Below are 15616 nucleotides of genomic sequence, written 5' to 3' on the forward strand. Positions count from 1 at the left end.
TCTTAATAAAGAGTAAATTTAAAATAATGATCAATTAACATCGCAGAAAAAATTAGGCTTAAATAAATTATAGAGTACCTAAATGTTTTCATAGACAACCTATCTGAGTAATTTTTATATAGCATAATTACATAGTACAAGAAGAAAGCATTAAGAATTGTGGCGCAAATTAAATAAATAAGTCCGCTCATACCAAGGCTGAATGGCGACATAGTTACGATAATCAAAATAATTGTATAGAGAACTATTTGAAGCAATGTAAAAGACTCACCATGTGTGACAGGCAACATTGGTATACCAACCTTTGCATAATCATTTCTGCGATAAAGCGCTAGCGCCCAAAAGTGAGGAGGGGTCCAGCAGAAAATAATTAAAAACAATACTAACGCCTCCGGCCCAACAGTATTATTAACAGCTGCCCATCCTAAAATTGGAGGCATAGCGCCAGAAGCTCCGCCAATCACAATATTCATTGGCGTAGCAGGCTTAAGAAAAATTGTGTAAATAACAGAATAAGAAAAGAAAGTTGCGAGAGTAAGCCACATCGTTAATGCATTCACATAATAATAGAGAATAAGTAACCCAACACCGCCCAAAATAGTTGCATAGATTATAGTTTGTTTAGATGACAATTGTCCTGTTCCTATAGGCCTCCCTTTTGTCCTTGCCATTATGGCATCTATTTTTTGCTCAATTAAACAATTAAAAGCTGCTGCTGCGCAGGAAACAAAACCAATACCAAGAATAGAACTTAAGAGTAGATTAAATGGCACCATTCCTGGAGTAGCTAAAAACATTCCAATCACGGCAGTAAAAACAATAAGAGAATTAACTCGTAACTTGCAGAGAACTAAAAAATTCTTTAAGTTAGTTTTAAGATTAAAAATATTTTTTTTAGGGATGCCACTAAGCATGTTGTTTTTTAATTTTTGTATTTATTACTGTCATTATGATGACTAATAAAGCTGCTATTAGATTATGACTAACAGCCAAGACCATTGGGAGATGAAGCATCAAATTAGCAATCCCTATAATAAATTGAGCCGCTAGTAAGGCTAATAGCAGCATTGACTCAAATCTCAATTGTTTGTATTTCATTAATGTAAATGACAAATAGCTAAAATAAATAATCACAGTTACAGCCCCTATTCTATGTATCCACTGGATTGCCTGAAGTGCATCAAGACTAATTGGCGCCCCTTCAAAAGTTTGACCTAAATTTCTAAATATATTAAATCCATTCTTAAAGTCCATATTAGGGATCCATTCACCATGGCAGGTTGGAAAGTCTGTACAAGCTAAACCAGCATAATTAGTGCTAGTCCAACCCCCTAAAAAGATTTGTATAAAAATTAGTATAAGACTAAATCTTGTCATATAAAAAATTATGTCATTCTTTAAAGTCAATTTTGAATTTTTGTTGAAATGTTCATAACTTATATAAGTGAGTATAGCTAAGGTTGTCATGCCACCTATTAAATGAGCGCTTACAATAATAGGTTTTAGTAAAAGTGTAACTGTAAGCATTCCTAACATGGCTTGAAAAAATACAAGGGCCAGTAGGCTATATGGGACAAGGATATTTACTTTTAAAGATTTTTTATTTTTATGGGCTAATACCCCAATTATTAGAATGAGAAGCCCTAATATACCCGCTACATATCTATGAGCCATTTCCTTCCAAGCTTTGCCATTTTCTATAATTTGATCAGGAAAAGTATGCTGAGCTTTTTCAATAGCCATTTGGCTCTCTGGAACAGTTAGCGTTCCAAAACATCCTGGCCAATCTGGGCACCCTAAACCAGCATCTGATAGCCTTACATATGCGCCCAAAACAATTAAACAAAAAGCCATAATTGTTGTAAATAAAGTAATTTTTTTAAAAAGCTGCATAATTAAATTTCTATAAATTTGTTTTAATATCGATTAGACTCATATGAAGTAATTCAATTACTATGAAAGAATTATAACATTCACTTTAATATGGCAAAAAAATCTCTCTGGCTATTACTAGTTTTATTAACTCTTCTAGTTTTATTTTTTTTGTCATTGGCCACAAATAAAAAAGTTCCTGAAATTGCGGTTACTTCAATTACTGGTGAAGCAATAAAGCTTTATCAGAATAAAAACAATTTCACAATCATCAATTTTTGGGCAACTGACTGTCCAGGCTGCATCAAAGAAATGCCAGGTCTTACTGATATATATAATCAATTCAAGGGGCAAGGCTTACAAATTATTGCTGTATCTATGAGTTATGACCCGCCCAATCAGGTCTTAAATTTTACTCAAAAGAATAAAATACCTTTTCCTGTTGTATTGGATGTTGATGGTCAAATTGCACGATCATTTGAGGACATTCGCCTTACTCCGACTTCAATACTTATTGATAAAAATGGAAAAATCATTGATAAAGTTATTGGGGAGCTAGATTTTAATAAATTGAATGTTCTTTTGAAAAAGCATCTAAATTCCTAATTACTTCGAAATTCTTATTAAGCGCTCTAAATCTTTAATTATTCCAGATGGATTTGTTCCTTTTTTATATTGCATCATCAAATTACCATAAGGATCTATCAAATAGATAGACTCATTATTAAAGTCTGGGTAGGATTTAAATAGGTTATGTAGTCTGTTCAAATCGCTACCATTTTTTAATAAAAGCTGACCTTGGCTCAATTTAATTTGTTCAGATGAAATTAAGTCATTACCTTTGGCTATAGCCAGCCTTTGAATTTTGTTAGCATCTTTACCTAATGCAAGCCAGATTTGTCTTAATTCATATAATTGGAATTCACATGCCTTATCACATTTATTTTCGACAAAAGAAACTAATGTCCATTTTCCAGTCAATTGATAAATTTCCCTACTTATTGGCTCAAATAATTCAGAATTACCAATCTGAATAATTGGGCGAATTAAAAGCCCATGCTCCACTCCCTTTGAATCTATTTTAAAGTCTGTAAAAAAAACTAAGTACCATGCATAAATTACAGGCATAAAAAACAACAAGATAATACTGATTAGTTTTAACCGTGATTTAAGAATATTACTTATCATCATTTTTTTGTGCGCCTAATCTTATAAAAATAATGAAAAGAGTAAATGCCATCGCAAACCACTGAAATGCATAGCCATAGTTTTTATCGCTATCAGGAACTGGAATACCGGAATCTAAAATATAAGTCTTATCAAAAATTGGTTTTTTGAGTTTAACTTCATAACTCATTAAATCTTTGCTTATTAAGGATTTTAAAATATCATAATCCATCTTCTGAATCCTAAAAGATGACTCATTTAATTTTTCAGTTAAAACTTTTCCTAGTGAAATACCAGAAGACGGCATTTGACTCACTTCACCTTCAATTGTTTGCATCTCTTTAATAGGAGGTATATCAGGAATATCTTTCCTTGAATTAGTTAGAGGATACCAGCCTCTGTTAATTAAGATAACTCCATTAGAATCTAAAATTTTAAAAGGGGTATAAATGAGAAAACCTGCTTTTTCTTCACGAATTTGATTATCTAGGATAATATTCTTTTCATTTAAAAACTCTCCACTCAAAGTAACATGATGCCAAATAATGTCCTTTATTGGCATTTGGATAGTTTCTTTATTTAACTCTATTGGTGGCTGATGTTGTCTTTCGACAAATGCCATATTAATTATCTTTTTTTGATCGGCACGATCCATCTGCCAAAAACCTAATTTAATAAAAAGAGTAAAAAATATAATAAATATCAGAGTAGGTAATAACTTATAATTAAAACTTATGTTATAGATTGAAAATTTCAAAATTAAATTTAAGGTAAGGTAAGGTTATTTTATGAGTGGTGAATTATTATTTAAGATTCTTGTAATTGCAATTCTGTTATTTATACTTCTATCTCTTTCGGGCGGGCTTTTCTTTCTAATCAAAGATAAAAAAAAGAATTCAAACAGAATGGTTACATCACTTTCTTTTAGAGTTGGTCTTTCTCTTCTTTTGTTCTTCTTGCTTTTTTATGGATTTTATTCTGGTCTGATTCGCCCTCATAGTTTGTGAAATAAAAAAGCGCTATAAATATAGCGCTTTTTAAATGTGCTAGATTAAAGCCAATATACAAAAATAAACAAACCTAGCCAAACCACATCTACAAAGTGCCAGTACCATGCAACAGCCTCAAAAGCAAAATGATCATTTTTTGTAAAATGGCCCTTAAGTGATCTCAATAAAATCACCGCTAACATAACAGCCCCCATTGTTACATGGAAACCATGGAATCCTGTAAGTAAGAAAAATGTAGATCCATATATTCCAGAACTAAGCTTTAAATTTAATTCAGTATAGGCATGGTGATACTCACCCGCTTGAAAATAAACAAATATTGCCCCTAACGCAACTGTGGCAGCAAGCCAGGCACATAAATATTTTCTTTGTCCTTTTTTTAAAGCCCAATGAGCAAATGTAACTGTCAATCCGCTTGTTAAAAGAATCAATGTATTTACTGCAGGAACTCCAAAAGCTGGGATAGTATCTTTAAAAGTCGTAAAGTTAGTTGGATTTGGCATTGCTGACATTGGCCATGCAGCTTTAAAGTCAGGCCATAAAAATTGATGCGTTACTACTCCATGACCTTCACCGCTAAGCCAAGGCACAGATAAAACACGGGCATAAAATAGCGCGCCAAAAAAGGCTGCAAAAAACATAACTTCTGAGAGAATAAACCAACCCATACCCATTCTGAAGCTAGTATCTACTTGTTTATTATATTTCCCTTCAAGACTCTCAGTTATTACATTTGAAAACCATCCGGCAAACATGTAAATTACCGCTGCTAATCCAATAATAAACACATATTTTGCATTGGGCGACTGATTAAATAACATTGCTGCCCCTACGAATGAAGTAAATAAAGCGAGGCTTCCAACAATCGGCCACTTGCTTGACTCAGGAACAAAATAGATATCTTTGCTTGCCATATATTTCCTTAATTATCAGTTAATAATTTATAAATTGTATTTAACTTACTTTTTTATCTTCTTTTAAAGCTCTAAAGAATGTGTATGAAAGTGTGAGAGATTCTACGTTTTTTGGAATATCTTTATCAACTTCAAAACGCACCGTAAGATTTTTTTTCTCACCAGGCTTTAATACTTGGCTCCTAAAACAAAAGCATTCAGACTTTTTTAAATAAAGTGATGCGATTTGCGGAGTAACACTTGGTATTGCCTGCCCAACAATCTCCTCATTAATCATATTTTCAACTGTATAAGTTACTTCATAAAATTTACCTGGATTAACCTTTAAAAACTTTTGATCAGCTTTTAATTTCCAAGCTAAATTACCATTTATGTTTGAATCAAAGTGAATAGTAACAAATCGCTCAGTGTCTACAACTAATTTTGAAGCTTCTGCATTGTAAATACGACCAGTCTTTCCATTTAATCCTGTGACTTCACAGAAAACATCATACAGCGGCACTAGTGCATATCCAAAACCAAACATTAGCACTGTGAGCAGCGTTAAATAAACAGTTGTTCGCTTAATGCCGCTTATTTTAATCATTTCATATTACTTATAAGAAACCCTAGGTAAAAAGAAAGAGCAATTAACCCTAGAATCAATGCTAATCGTTTATTTCTTTTTTCAACTAATTCATTATTAGTTCGAAATGCTTTTTTAACCATCAATAGTCCATTAGAGCTTTTGTAACTTTTGGTGGCTTAGTAAATGAATGGTATGGGGGAGGTGAACTTAATGTCCACTCCAAACCACGAGCGCCTTCCCAAACTTGACCTGTAGCTTTTTTGCCACCTAAGACACATTTGATAACTATATAAATGAATAACAATTGAGAAATGCCGTATGCAAAACCACCAAGACTCGAAACCATATTAAAATCTGCAAATTGAACACTGTAATCTGGAATTCTTCTTGGCATACCGGCTAAACCTAAAAAATGTTGCGGAAAGAAAAGCACATTTGCAAAAATAGTCGAAAGCCAGAAATGTATCTTAGCTAATTTTTCGTCATACATATTACCAGTCCATTTAGGAAGCCAGTAATACACTGAGGCCATAAGAGCAAAAACTGCGCCAGTTAATAAGACGTAATGGAAGTGAGCCACAACAAAGTAAGTGTCATGGTATTGAAAGTCAACTGGCGTGATACCTAACATAAGGCCAGAGAACCCCCCGATTGTAAATAAAATTACAAATGCCAATGCAAATAGCATCGGGGCCTCAAAGGTCATAGCGCCTTTCCACATTGTGGCTACCCAATTAAATACTTTAACTCCTGTCGGAACCGCAATTAACATCGTTGCATACATGAAAAATAATTCGCCATTAATAGGAAGGCCAACTGTAAACATGTGATGAGCCCAAACAAAGAAAGAAAGAATTGCAATTGAGGCTGTTGCGTAAACCATGGATGCATAGCCAAAAAGTGGCTTACGAGCAAAAGTCGGAATAATTTGAGATACGATTCCGAAAGCTGGAAGAGCTAAAATATACACTTCTGGATGACCGAAGAACCAGAAAATATGCTGGAATAATACCGGGTCACCGCCGCCGGCAGCATTAAAAAAGCTTGTACCAAAATATTTATCTGTTAAGAGCATTGTCACGGCACCAGCTAAAACTGGCATAGAGGCAATAAGTAAAAACGCTGTAATCACCCAAGTCCAGACAAACAAAGGTAATCTCATTAATGTCATGCCTGGAGCTCTCATATTAAAGACTGTTGCAATGATATTAATTGCTCCCATAATAGATGAGATACCGAGGAAATGAACCGCAAATATTAAAAATGGGAATGCTTTTCCTGTTTGTAACACAAGTGGTGGGTACATGGTCCAGCCGCCTGCAGGGCCTCCGCCTTCTATAAACAAAGTGCCTAAAAGAAGTGCAAAAGCAAAGGGCATAATCCAAAAACTCATATTATTCATACGAGGAAGAGCCATGTCTGGAGCACCTATCATAATAGGTATCATCCAGTTAGCAAGTCCAACACCAGCCGGCATGACAGCTCCAAAAATCATTACTAGTGCATGCACAGTCACCATTGAATTATAAAATTGTGGGTCTACAAACTGAAGTCCTGGTTGAAATAACTCTGCACGAATAATCATCGCCATTGAGCCACCAATAAAGAACATGATCAATGAAAATACTAAGTACATCGTACCTATATCTTTATGGTTCGTTGAAAACAACCAACGTTTAATACCTGTGGGCTTATGATCGTGATGATCGTGACTGGCGTGTGCTATTGTGCTCATTCTTAAAATCTTCCTAAATTAAAAAATTTAAAATTATTTCTTTCTACTAGCTGCAACATCTTTAGGCTGAATAATATCGCCTGTTTTATTACCCCAAACATTTCTTTCATAAGTTACGACTGCAGCAATATCTGTATCCGACAATTGCTCTCCAAAAGCAGGCATATTATTTTTACCATAAATAACCTGACGAATATGCTCAGTAATGCGAGTTTTAACTGTTGCAATTGGACTTCCATCGAGCGCCGGGAACACCCCTTTAATACCTTGACCATTTGCTTGATGACATGCCAAGCAATTGGCCTTATAAACTGCCTCGCCTTTAGACTTTAACTCATCCATCGAAAGTTCTTTGTCACCACTATCTTTTTTAGATTTTAATGCAAGTTTTGTTTCTTGAACCCAAGCTAAGTATTCTTTTTCAGGAACGGCTTTCACTACAATCGGCATATATCCATGTCCCTTACCGCAAATTTCAGCGCATTGCCCGCGATAAATACCTTCTTTATTAATTACTGTCCAGTTATCATTAATAAATCCTGGAATAGCATCTCTTTTCCAACCTAAATCTGGAACCCACCATGCATGAATCACATCGCTCGCCGTTGTCATAATTCTAATTTTTTTACCAACAGGAAGGACAAGCGCTGTATCAGTATTTCGTAAATAATTATCAGCAGTCTTTGGATCAATACCTGAATTCCTCTGGCTAGCATCAACACTATCAGAGGCCAAGTTGCTGTATATAGTTATGTCCTCATCTATATAGTCGTATTTCCATTTCCACTGATAACCTGTTGCTTTGACAGTGATTTCAGATTTTGAAGTGTCATCCATCCTTGCAAGAAGTTTAGTTGCTGGTATTGCCAATGCAACAATAATTGCAAAAGGTATGAGAGTCCAAATTATCTCAACGGTTGTACTGTGCGAAAATTTTGCGGGTTTGACGCCTTTTGACTTTCGATGATGAAATATAGACCAAAACATCACACTAAAAACTAAAATACCAATGATAGTAACTACATACAAAGAAGTCATATGCATGTTATAAACATCCTGACTTATGGGGGTAACTCCTTGAGTCATATTTAAACCCCATGCAGCATGCAATAAATTGGGGCTTAATAAAAATAGTACCGAGAAGATAACTGAGAAGTTAGATAAAAATCTAGCCATACTTTTATTCAAATGCATTTAATATCCCTCTAACGTATAAAGTCAAATGTTCTATATTATTTACTGAAATTAATTTACTGAAATTAGATTTACTGAAATTATATGGCATTCATGTTATCAGTAGGATTTTTTAAAATCAATACGAAAAATTGTATTTATGAAAGTTTTTTAAATAATTCTAAACGTTCACTTTCGCATAAAAAATCTCCAACACGAGTATTTTTCCCCTGAGAACTTATTACAATATAACTAGGCCGATTAAAATATGTTGAAACAAGTCTAAATTTACTCCAGTCTCGATTAAACTCTTCCTTGATAATTTTTTTTCCTTGAACAGTTTTAATTTCAATTAAGCGGGAACTTATTCTTATAATTTGATAAAAAGTACTTTTGAGGCAAGTGAAATACAAAGCATATCCGAGCAAAAGAACCTCAATGCCATAAAAAGGAATCGCTAGATACAATCCAAGATAACAAAGTATTAAGGAAATTATGAGGATAAAAATAAAGAAAAAAAAGTATATTTTTTTAATAAGTCTCCATGGCATGGAGGGATTTGGGCGAAGAATAAACTCGCTTGAAGTGCCTTTATCAGACTTTTTGATTTGAATCATATTGCACTTGACGTACTCAAAAGAAAAAAATTCCAATAATTTTCTAATTTATGGTGCCGGGAGCGAGAATCGAACTCGCACGCTATTACTAGCGCGGGATTTTGAGTCCCGTGCGTCTACCAATTCCGCCATCCCGGCCTATTAAAGACTATAAACTTAACATTATAGTTAATATCGGCTTATAACTAATAAGTATATTAAAATTATTGGAATTTAAAACTTAATACAAAGACTATGTTTAATATCATTAAAAGTATCATATCTGCTTTTTTCGGCATACAAAATAATAGAAAATTTTCTCAAGATGATGCTTTTGTTGAAAAACATGGAATAAAATATTTTCTAATTATTGGTTTTGTAGTGGCTATTCTTTTGCTGTTAACGCTTGCAATTTTAGTTAATGTTATTTTAAATCATATTAAATAATTGCAATGTTCAGATCAATTAAAGATTTTATTTAAAATGTTAGTCTCATAAATAGATATGCTACTTGAAGAATTTGATTTTGATCTGCCCCAGCATCTTATTGCCCAAGCACCACTTCAAAAAAGGGATGCAAGTCGACTACTTGTTTTAAATAAAAATACGAAGTCATTCAGTGATAAAAATTTTACAGAATTTGTTGATCTATTAAATATCAATGATCTGCTAATTTTCAACGATACACGTGTGATTAAGGCTAGGTTATTTGGAAAAAAAATAACAGGTGGAAAAGTTGAAATCATGATTGAACGCATCTTGGATGAGCATCATGCACTTGCACACTTAAAAACATCAAAAAAAATATTTGATGCCACTATCTTTGAGATTAATAAAGACGTCTCAGTTAAAGTCTTAAGAAAAGAAAAGGATCTTTTTTATATTGAATTTATTTCAGATGAATCCATTTACGACATATTAGAAAAATATGGGCACATACCCTTGCCGTCCTACATTGAAAGAAATGCGGATAAATCAGATGAAAACAGATACCAAACCATCTATGCAAAGGAGTCGGGCGCCGTTGCAGCGCCAACAGCTGGGCTCCACTTTACGGATAAAATCTTTAAAAACTTAAATGATAAAAAAATTAGATATACTTTTCTAACTCTGCATGTTGGCGCTGGCACTTTTCAACCTGTCAGAGATAATGATATTGATCACCATCAAATGCATAGTGAATCTTTTAACGTGCCCGATAAAACTATTCAAATGATTCATGAAGCTAAGTCAAAAAATGGTAGGATTATTGCAATCGGCACCACCGTTTTAAGAGCGCTTGAAAGTAAATTTTCCGAGGAAACGATTCAATCCGGATTTAAAGAAACTTCTATCTTTATTAAACCGGGCTATAAATTTAAGATTGTAGATGCATTACTCACCAACTTCCATTTACCCAAAAGTACCCTATTTATTTTAGTCTCAGCTTTTAGCGGAACTGATACTATGAAGAAACTATATCAGCACGCTATTAAAAATGAATATCGCTTCTATAGCTATGGCGACGCTTCGTTTATTGAGCGATCTTAAATTAACAACCAGCCTTATTGAAGATAAATCTATGAAAATTATTATTACGCTATTTTTTTTAATTTTTAATTATTGTATTTATGCGGAAGTCATTCCTGAAGCACAATCCGAAATTAAAATTACACTTGCTAAAAAACCTACGACACGTCCCATGACAGTAGCTTTCATTCCGGGACAAAAAAAATATTACATCGCCGATGGCGGTTTAGCGCCCTTGGGCTCAGAAACTGAGGCACCTATCTCCAAATCACTTATTCATACCTATGACCAATCTGGAAAATACTTGTCCTCAACACAGGCAGGATTCGATAATCGCTCTATTTTTTACAATGAATTAACTTATCAACTAACAACCATCACTTACAACATTTCCAGTGAAGCTGGTTTTGCCCCTAATACCGGCATATTTTCTTTAGACCTTGATCCTCAAGGCAATTTAAAGGGCACATCAAAAGAAGTTTCTAACTTCAATCCCGCCTTTGGCGACTCAGCTACAATGCCTTCATTTGATTCTAAAACGAATCGTTACTTTGCTAAACAAAAAAGAAGTGACAAGGTCATCATTATTGACGCGAGTGAAGGCAACAAGTTAGGAGAAATTCATTTAGACCTAAAGTCAGCGAGCGTCGCATTTGATGATTTGAGTGATAATTTTATTGCTTCAACAGGTATTGATGGAGAAGAATTGGCCATTCTTGATGTCGACCATAAAGCGATATTAATCTTTAATGCCAAGGGGGGTTATGTTGGCAAATCTGCTTTACCAAAAGATATAAAATTAAGAGCGCAAAATCATTACAACGGCCTTGGCTATACAAATAATTTATTCTTTATATTTAACGAATCTGAAGGTGAATTCGGAACCTATTACGGATTTAAAATTTCTAGTAAGTCCAAATAAAAAACCCAAATAAAAAACGCACCCCTTGAGGTGCGTTTTTTAAGAGTCATGTAAAGCAATTATTTAATTGCAGCTGCAAGTCTTCCTGCTAAATTACCTGCAACTACGCCCAAGATACTTGAAACTAAAACAATAGCTACTGGATTAGATAAATCCATTGCAGCGATGCTAGCTGCATTTGGTGATAGCGTAAAAGCTGACGCAAAACCTAAAACATTTATTCCGACATTTGAGACTTGACTTGCTCTTCCTGAGACTAATACAAGAATAGCAGCAGCTAAACCAACACCTACTTCATCACTTGCACCAATCACTGGCAAATCAAATCCTCCAATAACTACTGCTACGGAAGCAATGATTGCACCAAAAGTCATACCGATAACTGTTTTTTGCATTGCATCTGACTTACCAGCAAGGCCTGAACAAGCCCATGCTATAAATCCCACTGGAATGCTAGTTGCAACAATACTACCAAGATAGTCGCCACTGAGAGCATTCCATACGGCTGCTAAAATACCAACACTAATTGCTACTGCTAATGATTTCGACATAATATCTCCTAAGTTAGTTGACTTTATATATACATCAAAGAGCTATAGTACTTGAGCACTTAGTTATCAATTGGCCCTAGTCTTCCAGGTCATCGATCGCTAACTACTTGCCGAATATTAACCCTTTTTTTTAATAAATACACCCCTTAATTGTAATTATTTTGTAATAAATACCTAACAAAAATAACTCAATTAAATCATGTACTTAAAAAAAATTAATATGATAATCAGGAAAATAATAAAGATTTAATTTCTGTAGCTATTTGATTTTCATCAATTAACTTAGATTCTTGATCCAATCGACCTTGGAACTCAACTTTACCCTCTTTTAAATTGCGATCTCCAATGACGATTCTATAAGGAATACCTATTAACTCCATCTCAGCAAACATAATACCTGGACGCTCACCCCGATCATCAAGCAAGACATCGACACCCATTGCTTTAAGCGCATCATAAATTTTATGTGCCGCAGCTTTAACCTCAGCACTTTTGTCATAACCTATGGGTGCAATCGCCACTTCAAAAGGCGCAATGTTAATCGGAAAAATAATACCTTTATCATCGTGCGACTGCTCAATAGCGGCTGCTACAATGCGCGACACACCGATGCCATAACATCCCATTTCTAGAATTTGACTCTGACCATTTTCATCTAAGTATTCTGCTTTCATTGCCTTAGAGTACTTATTGCCCAATTGGAAAATATGACCCACTTCAATGCCCCTACATATCTGAAGAATGCCTTGCTTGTCTGGACTCATGTCACCCTCGACCACTTTTCTTAAATCTGCAAAAAGTATCGGTTCTGGGAGGTCACGCACAAAATTCACACCTTTTAAGTGAAGTTTGGGTTCATTTGCACCACAAATAAAATCAGACAGAATGCTGACGGGCTTATCTGCAAGAATTTTTATGGAAGATTTAACTCCGACGGGCCCAATAAATCCTGGGGGGCATTTTAGATGCTCTTTTACTTCTTCGTCCGTTGCAAAACGGAAATTCTCAAAGCCTTGTAACTTGGATAATTTCACTTCGTTAAGCTCATGGTCCCCTCGAAGAAGGACTAAGAAAAATTCATTTGCTTCATTGGTTTGATTGATAAGGGCTATAGTTTTAACTGTCTTTTGAATGCGGGCGCCAATCAAATTAGCCACATCTTCACAAGTCGTCTGTTTTGGTGTGTCAAATTTAACCATCAGCTCTTTTGGATCTAGTCTTTTGTCATCCTGAAGAATCGCTTCTGCTAATTCAATATTAGCAGCGTAGTCAGACACTGAGCTATATGCAATCGCATCCTCGCCAGAATCAGCTAAAACATGAAACTCATGCGACCCATCCCCTCCGATAGCCCCGGTATCTGCTTTCACTGCCCTAAACTGAAGACCTATCTTATTAAAAATATTGGTATAGGCCTGATACATTTTTTCATATGTTTCTTGTAATGAAGCTCTTGATGCATGGAAAGAATAAGCATCCTTCATTAAGAACTCGCGAGCACGCATCACACCAAAACGAGGTCTAATCTCATCCCTAAATTTCATCTGTATCTGATAAAAGTTAATGGGTAACTGCTTGTAACTATTAATTTCTTTCCTTGCAATATCCGTGATGACTTCTTCGTGCGTCGGACCAAAACAGAAATTTCGATCATGGCGATCTTTGATCTTTAACATCTGTGGTCCGAAGAGAGCCCATCGACCGGTCTCTTCCCATAGCTCAGCTGGTTGTATAGCTGGCATTAATAACTCTACCGCGCCAGCTTGATTCATTTCATTTCTCACAATCGCTTCAATTTTTCTTAAAACTTTTAAGCCAAGCGGCATCCAAGAATAAAGGCCTGAACCTAGGCGCTTAATAAAGCCTGCGCGAATCATAAGCTTATGACTAATAAGCTCTGCTTCTGAAGGCGCCTCCTTCAAGGTTGAGATGTAAAATTTTGATGCGAGCATTTATATTCTTTCTTAATTTAAAAAGCTTTCATTAAATCTAAAATGTTTTCCCAAACTAATTTCTTATCTTTTGGGTTTTTAAGCAAATGATTTATATTAAGCATATGCTTAATGTTCATAGAGACATTATTCATCAAATCAATTGTTTTGTATTCCTCAAAAAACTGATTATCGAATCCAAAAGCTAATACATGCATTGGGGTAGTATTTAAAAATAAGCCACCAATCTGATCTTTGGTAAGCTTTAATAAATGATTTTTCTGGAATGTATGTTCGCCTATCGACGTTGAAATAAATTTTGCAATGTTTAAAAATAATTCTTGGGCAGCCTCTTCAGTTCCTAGCAAAAATTTTCGGCTCAAAAGTAATAAAGATCCTTCTGCATAATCTATTTTGAATCCAAAAAATAAATCAACCTCTATAGAATTTGTATCTTGCTTTGGAAAAAGCTCATTGTTAGGCCTGTCTTTTAATTTCCAAAGAGGAAATAATTCAAGCTCTTTTAAGATTCTTTTTTTGTAATCAGCGTCCATCAAATCACAAGCCCCATTAATAGAGCGTCTTCCCGCCCCTCTTTAGCACGATAATAATCTTTTCTAATACTCATTTCATTAAATCCATGTTTGTCATACAAATGAATAGCGGTTTGATTAGAGGCTCTAACTTCAAGATAAATTGTTTTTGCGTGAGCTAAATTTGCCTGATGTATGACTTCCTTAAGCAAATGGGATCCATAGCCTTTTTTTTGCATACTTTTTTTTATACTTATATTAAGAAGATGGCATTCATCTAACACAAACATCATGACGGTGTAACCGATAATTTCTTCATTAAGCTTCATCATTAAACATGTGTGATTTGATTTTATCGAATCTAAAAAGTTACCTTGTGTCCAAGGATAAGCGTGAACTTCATTTTCAATCAATCCGATCGCGCTTAAATCATTCTCTTTAAATTCAATAAATTGCATTCAATGCTTTTCGCTCTTCGGTAGTAAACGCCACTTTATTTCTTAAGTAAACAGGCTCAGCATGAATCAACTCAAATACTTTATTTTTAATAAAAGGTATTGCCAATCTTGAAATAGATTCGACCACCTCATAGGGCCCGTCTACGAGATCATTTATTTGTTGGTCAAAATGATCTTTCATTTCTTTCTTGTATGTTTCGATTGCATTACCAATCAAAGTCCAGCCGGATTCTTTAAGTTGAGGTAATTCATCTGGCTTATAAACCCCTTCAATGATTGGCTTTGAAAATATTTTGCTCTCCTTTGTATAAGCACTTAAATATATTTCACCCATTCTGGCATCAATGGCACTTATTACTTTATTTTTACCCGAACTCTCGGCGAGCGCTAAAAGATTGTTCACGCCAATAACTGGAATTGAAGCGCCATAACCTAGTCCGTATGCGATACCACACGCGATTCTTATGCCTGTAAATGATCCTGGCCCTCTACCAAATGCAATAGCATCAAGGTCTTTTGTCGTTAATTGATGTCCTTCTAATAATTTTTTTATTTCAGGTAAGACTATTTCTGAATGAGTCTGTCCAGCATTGATATTGATCGAATAGAAGTCTTCATCAATCTTTAAACCTAAAGACATATATTCAGAAGAGGTATCTAAGGACAAAATTTTCATA

The 15616-nt window shown here is 34.7% G+C and carries 19 protein-coding genes and 1 tRNA gene; 5 read left to right on the plus strand and 15 right to left on the minus strand.

Annotated features, from left to right (window positions below):
* Nucleotides 1–2: 2 nt before the first annotated feature.
* Nucleotides 3–914 carry a heme o synthase gene (gene cyoE, locus FIT61_RS05390; protein ID WP_139873767.1) on the minus strand — a complete coding sequence of 304 codons (912 nt, stop codon included), beginning with the start codon at nucleotides 912–914 and terminating at the stop codon, nucleotides 3–5.
* Entirely contained in the window at nucleotides 907–1893 is a 987-nt protein-coding gene (locus tag FIT61_RS05395) for a COX15/CtaA family protein (RefSeq protein WP_139883715.1), read from the minus strand. Before FIT61_RS05395 ends, cyoE begins: the two co-directional genes overlap by 8 nt.
* 90 nt (nucleotides 1894–1983) lie before the next feature.
* Between FIT61_RS05395 and FIT61_RS05400 the strand changes: the two genes are divergently transcribed.
* On the plus strand, nucleotides 1984–2478 hold the full coding sequence (locus FIT61_RS05400; RefSeq protein ID WP_139873769.1) for a peroxiredoxin family protein: 495 nt from the start codon (nucleotides 1984–1986) through the stop codon (nucleotides 2476–2478).
* On the opposite strand, the gene FIT61_RS05405 is transcribed toward FIT61_RS05400, so the two are convergent.
* Both FIT61_RS05405 and FIT61_RS05410 read right to left on the minus strand, forming a co-directional pair.
* Nucleotides 2479–3063, minus strand: a complete 585-nt coding sequence (locus FIT61_RS05405) for an SCO family protein (protein ID WP_139883717.1) — start codon at nucleotides 3061–3063, stop codon at nucleotides 2479–2481. It abuts the gene before it with no gap.
* Entirely contained in the window at nucleotides 3050–3694 is a 645-nt protein-coding gene (locus tag FIT61_RS05410; RefSeq protein ID WP_139873771.1) for an SURF1 family protein, read from the minus strand. Before FIT61_RS05410 ends, FIT61_RS05405 begins: the two co-directional genes overlap by 14 nt.
* Nucleotides 3695–3827: 133 nt before the next feature.
* Here FIT61_RS05410 and FIT61_RS05415 point away from each other — a divergent pair, with 133 nt between their 5' ends.
* Nucleotides 3828–4046 (plus strand): twin transmembrane helix small protein, encoded by a 219-nt coding sequence (locus FIT61_RS05415; protein ID WP_139873772.1) that lies wholly within the window; start codon nucleotides 3828–3830, stop codon nucleotides 4044–4046.
* Between the two features lie 44 nt (nucleotides 4047–4090).
* Here FIT61_RS05415 and FIT61_RS05420 read toward each other — a convergent pair whose 3' ends face one another.
* The 6 genes from FIT61_RS05420 to FIT61_RS05445 form a co-directional block, all read right to left on the minus strand.
* Nucleotides 4091–4963, minus strand: a complete 873-nt coding sequence (locus tag FIT61_RS05420) for a cytochrome c oxidase subunit 3 (protein WP_139873773.1) — start codon at nucleotides 4961–4963, stop codon at nucleotides 4091–4093.
* 40 nt (nucleotides 4964–5003) lie between these two features.
* Entirely contained in the window at nucleotides 5004–5549 is a 546-nt protein-coding gene (locus FIT61_RS05425; protein WP_139873774.1) for a cytochrome c oxidase assembly protein, read from the minus strand.
* A 121-nt stretch (nucleotides 5550–5670) separates the two neighbouring features.
* Nucleotides 5671–7266: a cytochrome c oxidase subunit I gene (gene ctaD / locus FIT61_RS05430; protein WP_139873775.1), complete on the minus strand. Its 1596-nt coding sequence runs from the start codon at nucleotides 7264–7266 to the stop codon at nucleotides 5671–5673.
* 33 nt (nucleotides 7267–7299) lie between these two features.
* Nucleotides 7300–8442: a cytochrome c oxidase subunit II gene (gene coxB / locus FIT61_RS05435; protein ID WP_139874072.1), complete on the minus strand. Its 1143-nt coding sequence runs from the start codon at nucleotides 8440–8442 to the stop codon at nucleotides 7300–7302.
* A gap of 155 nt (nucleotides 8443–8597) precedes the next feature.
* On the minus strand, nucleotides 8598–9056 hold the full coding sequence (locus FIT61_RS05440) for a DUF2244 domain-containing protein (protein ID WP_139873776.1): 459 nt from the start codon (nucleotides 9054–9056) through the stop codon (nucleotides 8598–8600).
* 51 nt (nucleotides 9057–9107) lie between these two features.
* Nucleotides 9108–9194, minus strand: a tRNA-Leu gene (locus FIT61_RS05445).
* A gap of 96 nt (nucleotides 9195–9290) precedes the next feature.
* Here FIT61_RS05445 and FIT61_RS05450 point away from each other — a divergent pair.
* The 3 genes from FIT61_RS05450 to FIT61_RS05460 are packed head-to-tail and all read left to right on the plus strand — an operon-like array spanning nucleotide 9291 to nucleotide 11466.
* On the plus strand, nucleotides 9291–9482 hold the full coding sequence (locus FIT61_RS05450; protein ID WP_139873777.1) for a DUF2970 domain-containing protein: 192 nt from the start codon (nucleotides 9291–9293) through the stop codon (nucleotides 9480–9482).
* 57 nt (nucleotides 9483–9539) lie between these two features.
* Nucleotides 9540–10565: a tRNA preQ1(34) S-adenosylmethionine ribosyltransferase-isomerase QueA gene (queA, locus tag FIT61_RS05455; protein WP_139873778.1), complete on the plus strand. Its 1026-nt coding sequence runs from the start codon at nucleotides 9540–9542 to the stop codon at nucleotides 10563–10565.
* The gene (locus FIT61_RS05460; protein ID WP_320410139.1) at nucleotides 10513–11466 is read left to right on the plus strand and encodes a hypothetical protein; all 954 of its coding nucleotides are present in this window, start codon (nucleotides 10513–10515) and stop codon (nucleotides 11464–11466) included. The genes queA and FIT61_RS05460 overlap by 53 nt, the downstream gene beginning before the upstream one ends.
* A gap of 59 nt (nucleotides 11467–11525) precedes the next feature.
* Here the strand turns inward: FIT61_RS05460 and FIT61_RS05465 are convergent, their stop codons facing one another.
* From FIT61_RS05465 to tsaB, 5 genes are all read right to left on the minus strand, one after another.
* Entirely contained in the window at nucleotides 11526–12017 is a 492-nt protein-coding gene (locus FIT61_RS05465) for a DUF1097 family protein (RefSeq protein WP_139873779.1), read from the minus strand.
* A 227-nt stretch (nucleotides 12018–12244) separates the two neighbouring features.
* A complete protein-coding gene (locus FIT61_RS05470) occupies nucleotides 12245–13969 on the minus strand; it encodes a proline--tRNA ligase (protein ID WP_139883719.1) in 1725 nt (574 codons plus the stop codon).
* Nucleotides 13970–13986: 17 nt separating this feature from the next.
* Complete coding sequence (locus FIT61_RS05475; RefSeq protein ID WP_139883720.1) at nucleotides 13987–14505, minus strand: hypothetical protein; 519 nt, start codon at nucleotides 14503–14505, stop codon at nucleotides 13987–13989.
* Nucleotides 14502–14939 carry a ribosomal protein S18-alanine N-acetyltransferase gene (gene rimI, locus FIT61_RS05480; protein ID WP_139883722.1) on the minus strand — a complete coding sequence of 146 codons (438 nt, stop codon included), beginning with the start codon at nucleotides 14937–14939 and terminating at the stop codon, nucleotides 14502–14504. The genes FIT61_RS05475 and rimI overlap by 4 nt, the downstream gene beginning before the upstream one ends.
* The gene (tsaB, locus tag FIT61_RS05485) at nucleotides 14926–15615 is read right to left on the minus strand and encodes a tRNA (adenosine(37)-N6)-threonylcarbamoyltransferase complex dimerization subunit type 1 TsaB (RefSeq protein ID WP_139873783.1); all 690 of its coding nucleotides are present in this window, start codon (nucleotides 15613–15615) and stop codon (nucleotides 14926–14928) included. The genes rimI and tsaB overlap by 14 nt, the downstream gene beginning before the upstream one ends.
* Nucleotide 15616 lies beyond the last annotated feature (1 nt).

This window comes from Candidatus Methylopumilus rimovensis (assembly GCF_006364615.1).
Lineage (GTDB): Bacteria > Pseudomonadota > Gammaproteobacteria > Burkholderiales > Methylophilaceae > Methylopumilus > Methylopumilus rimovensis.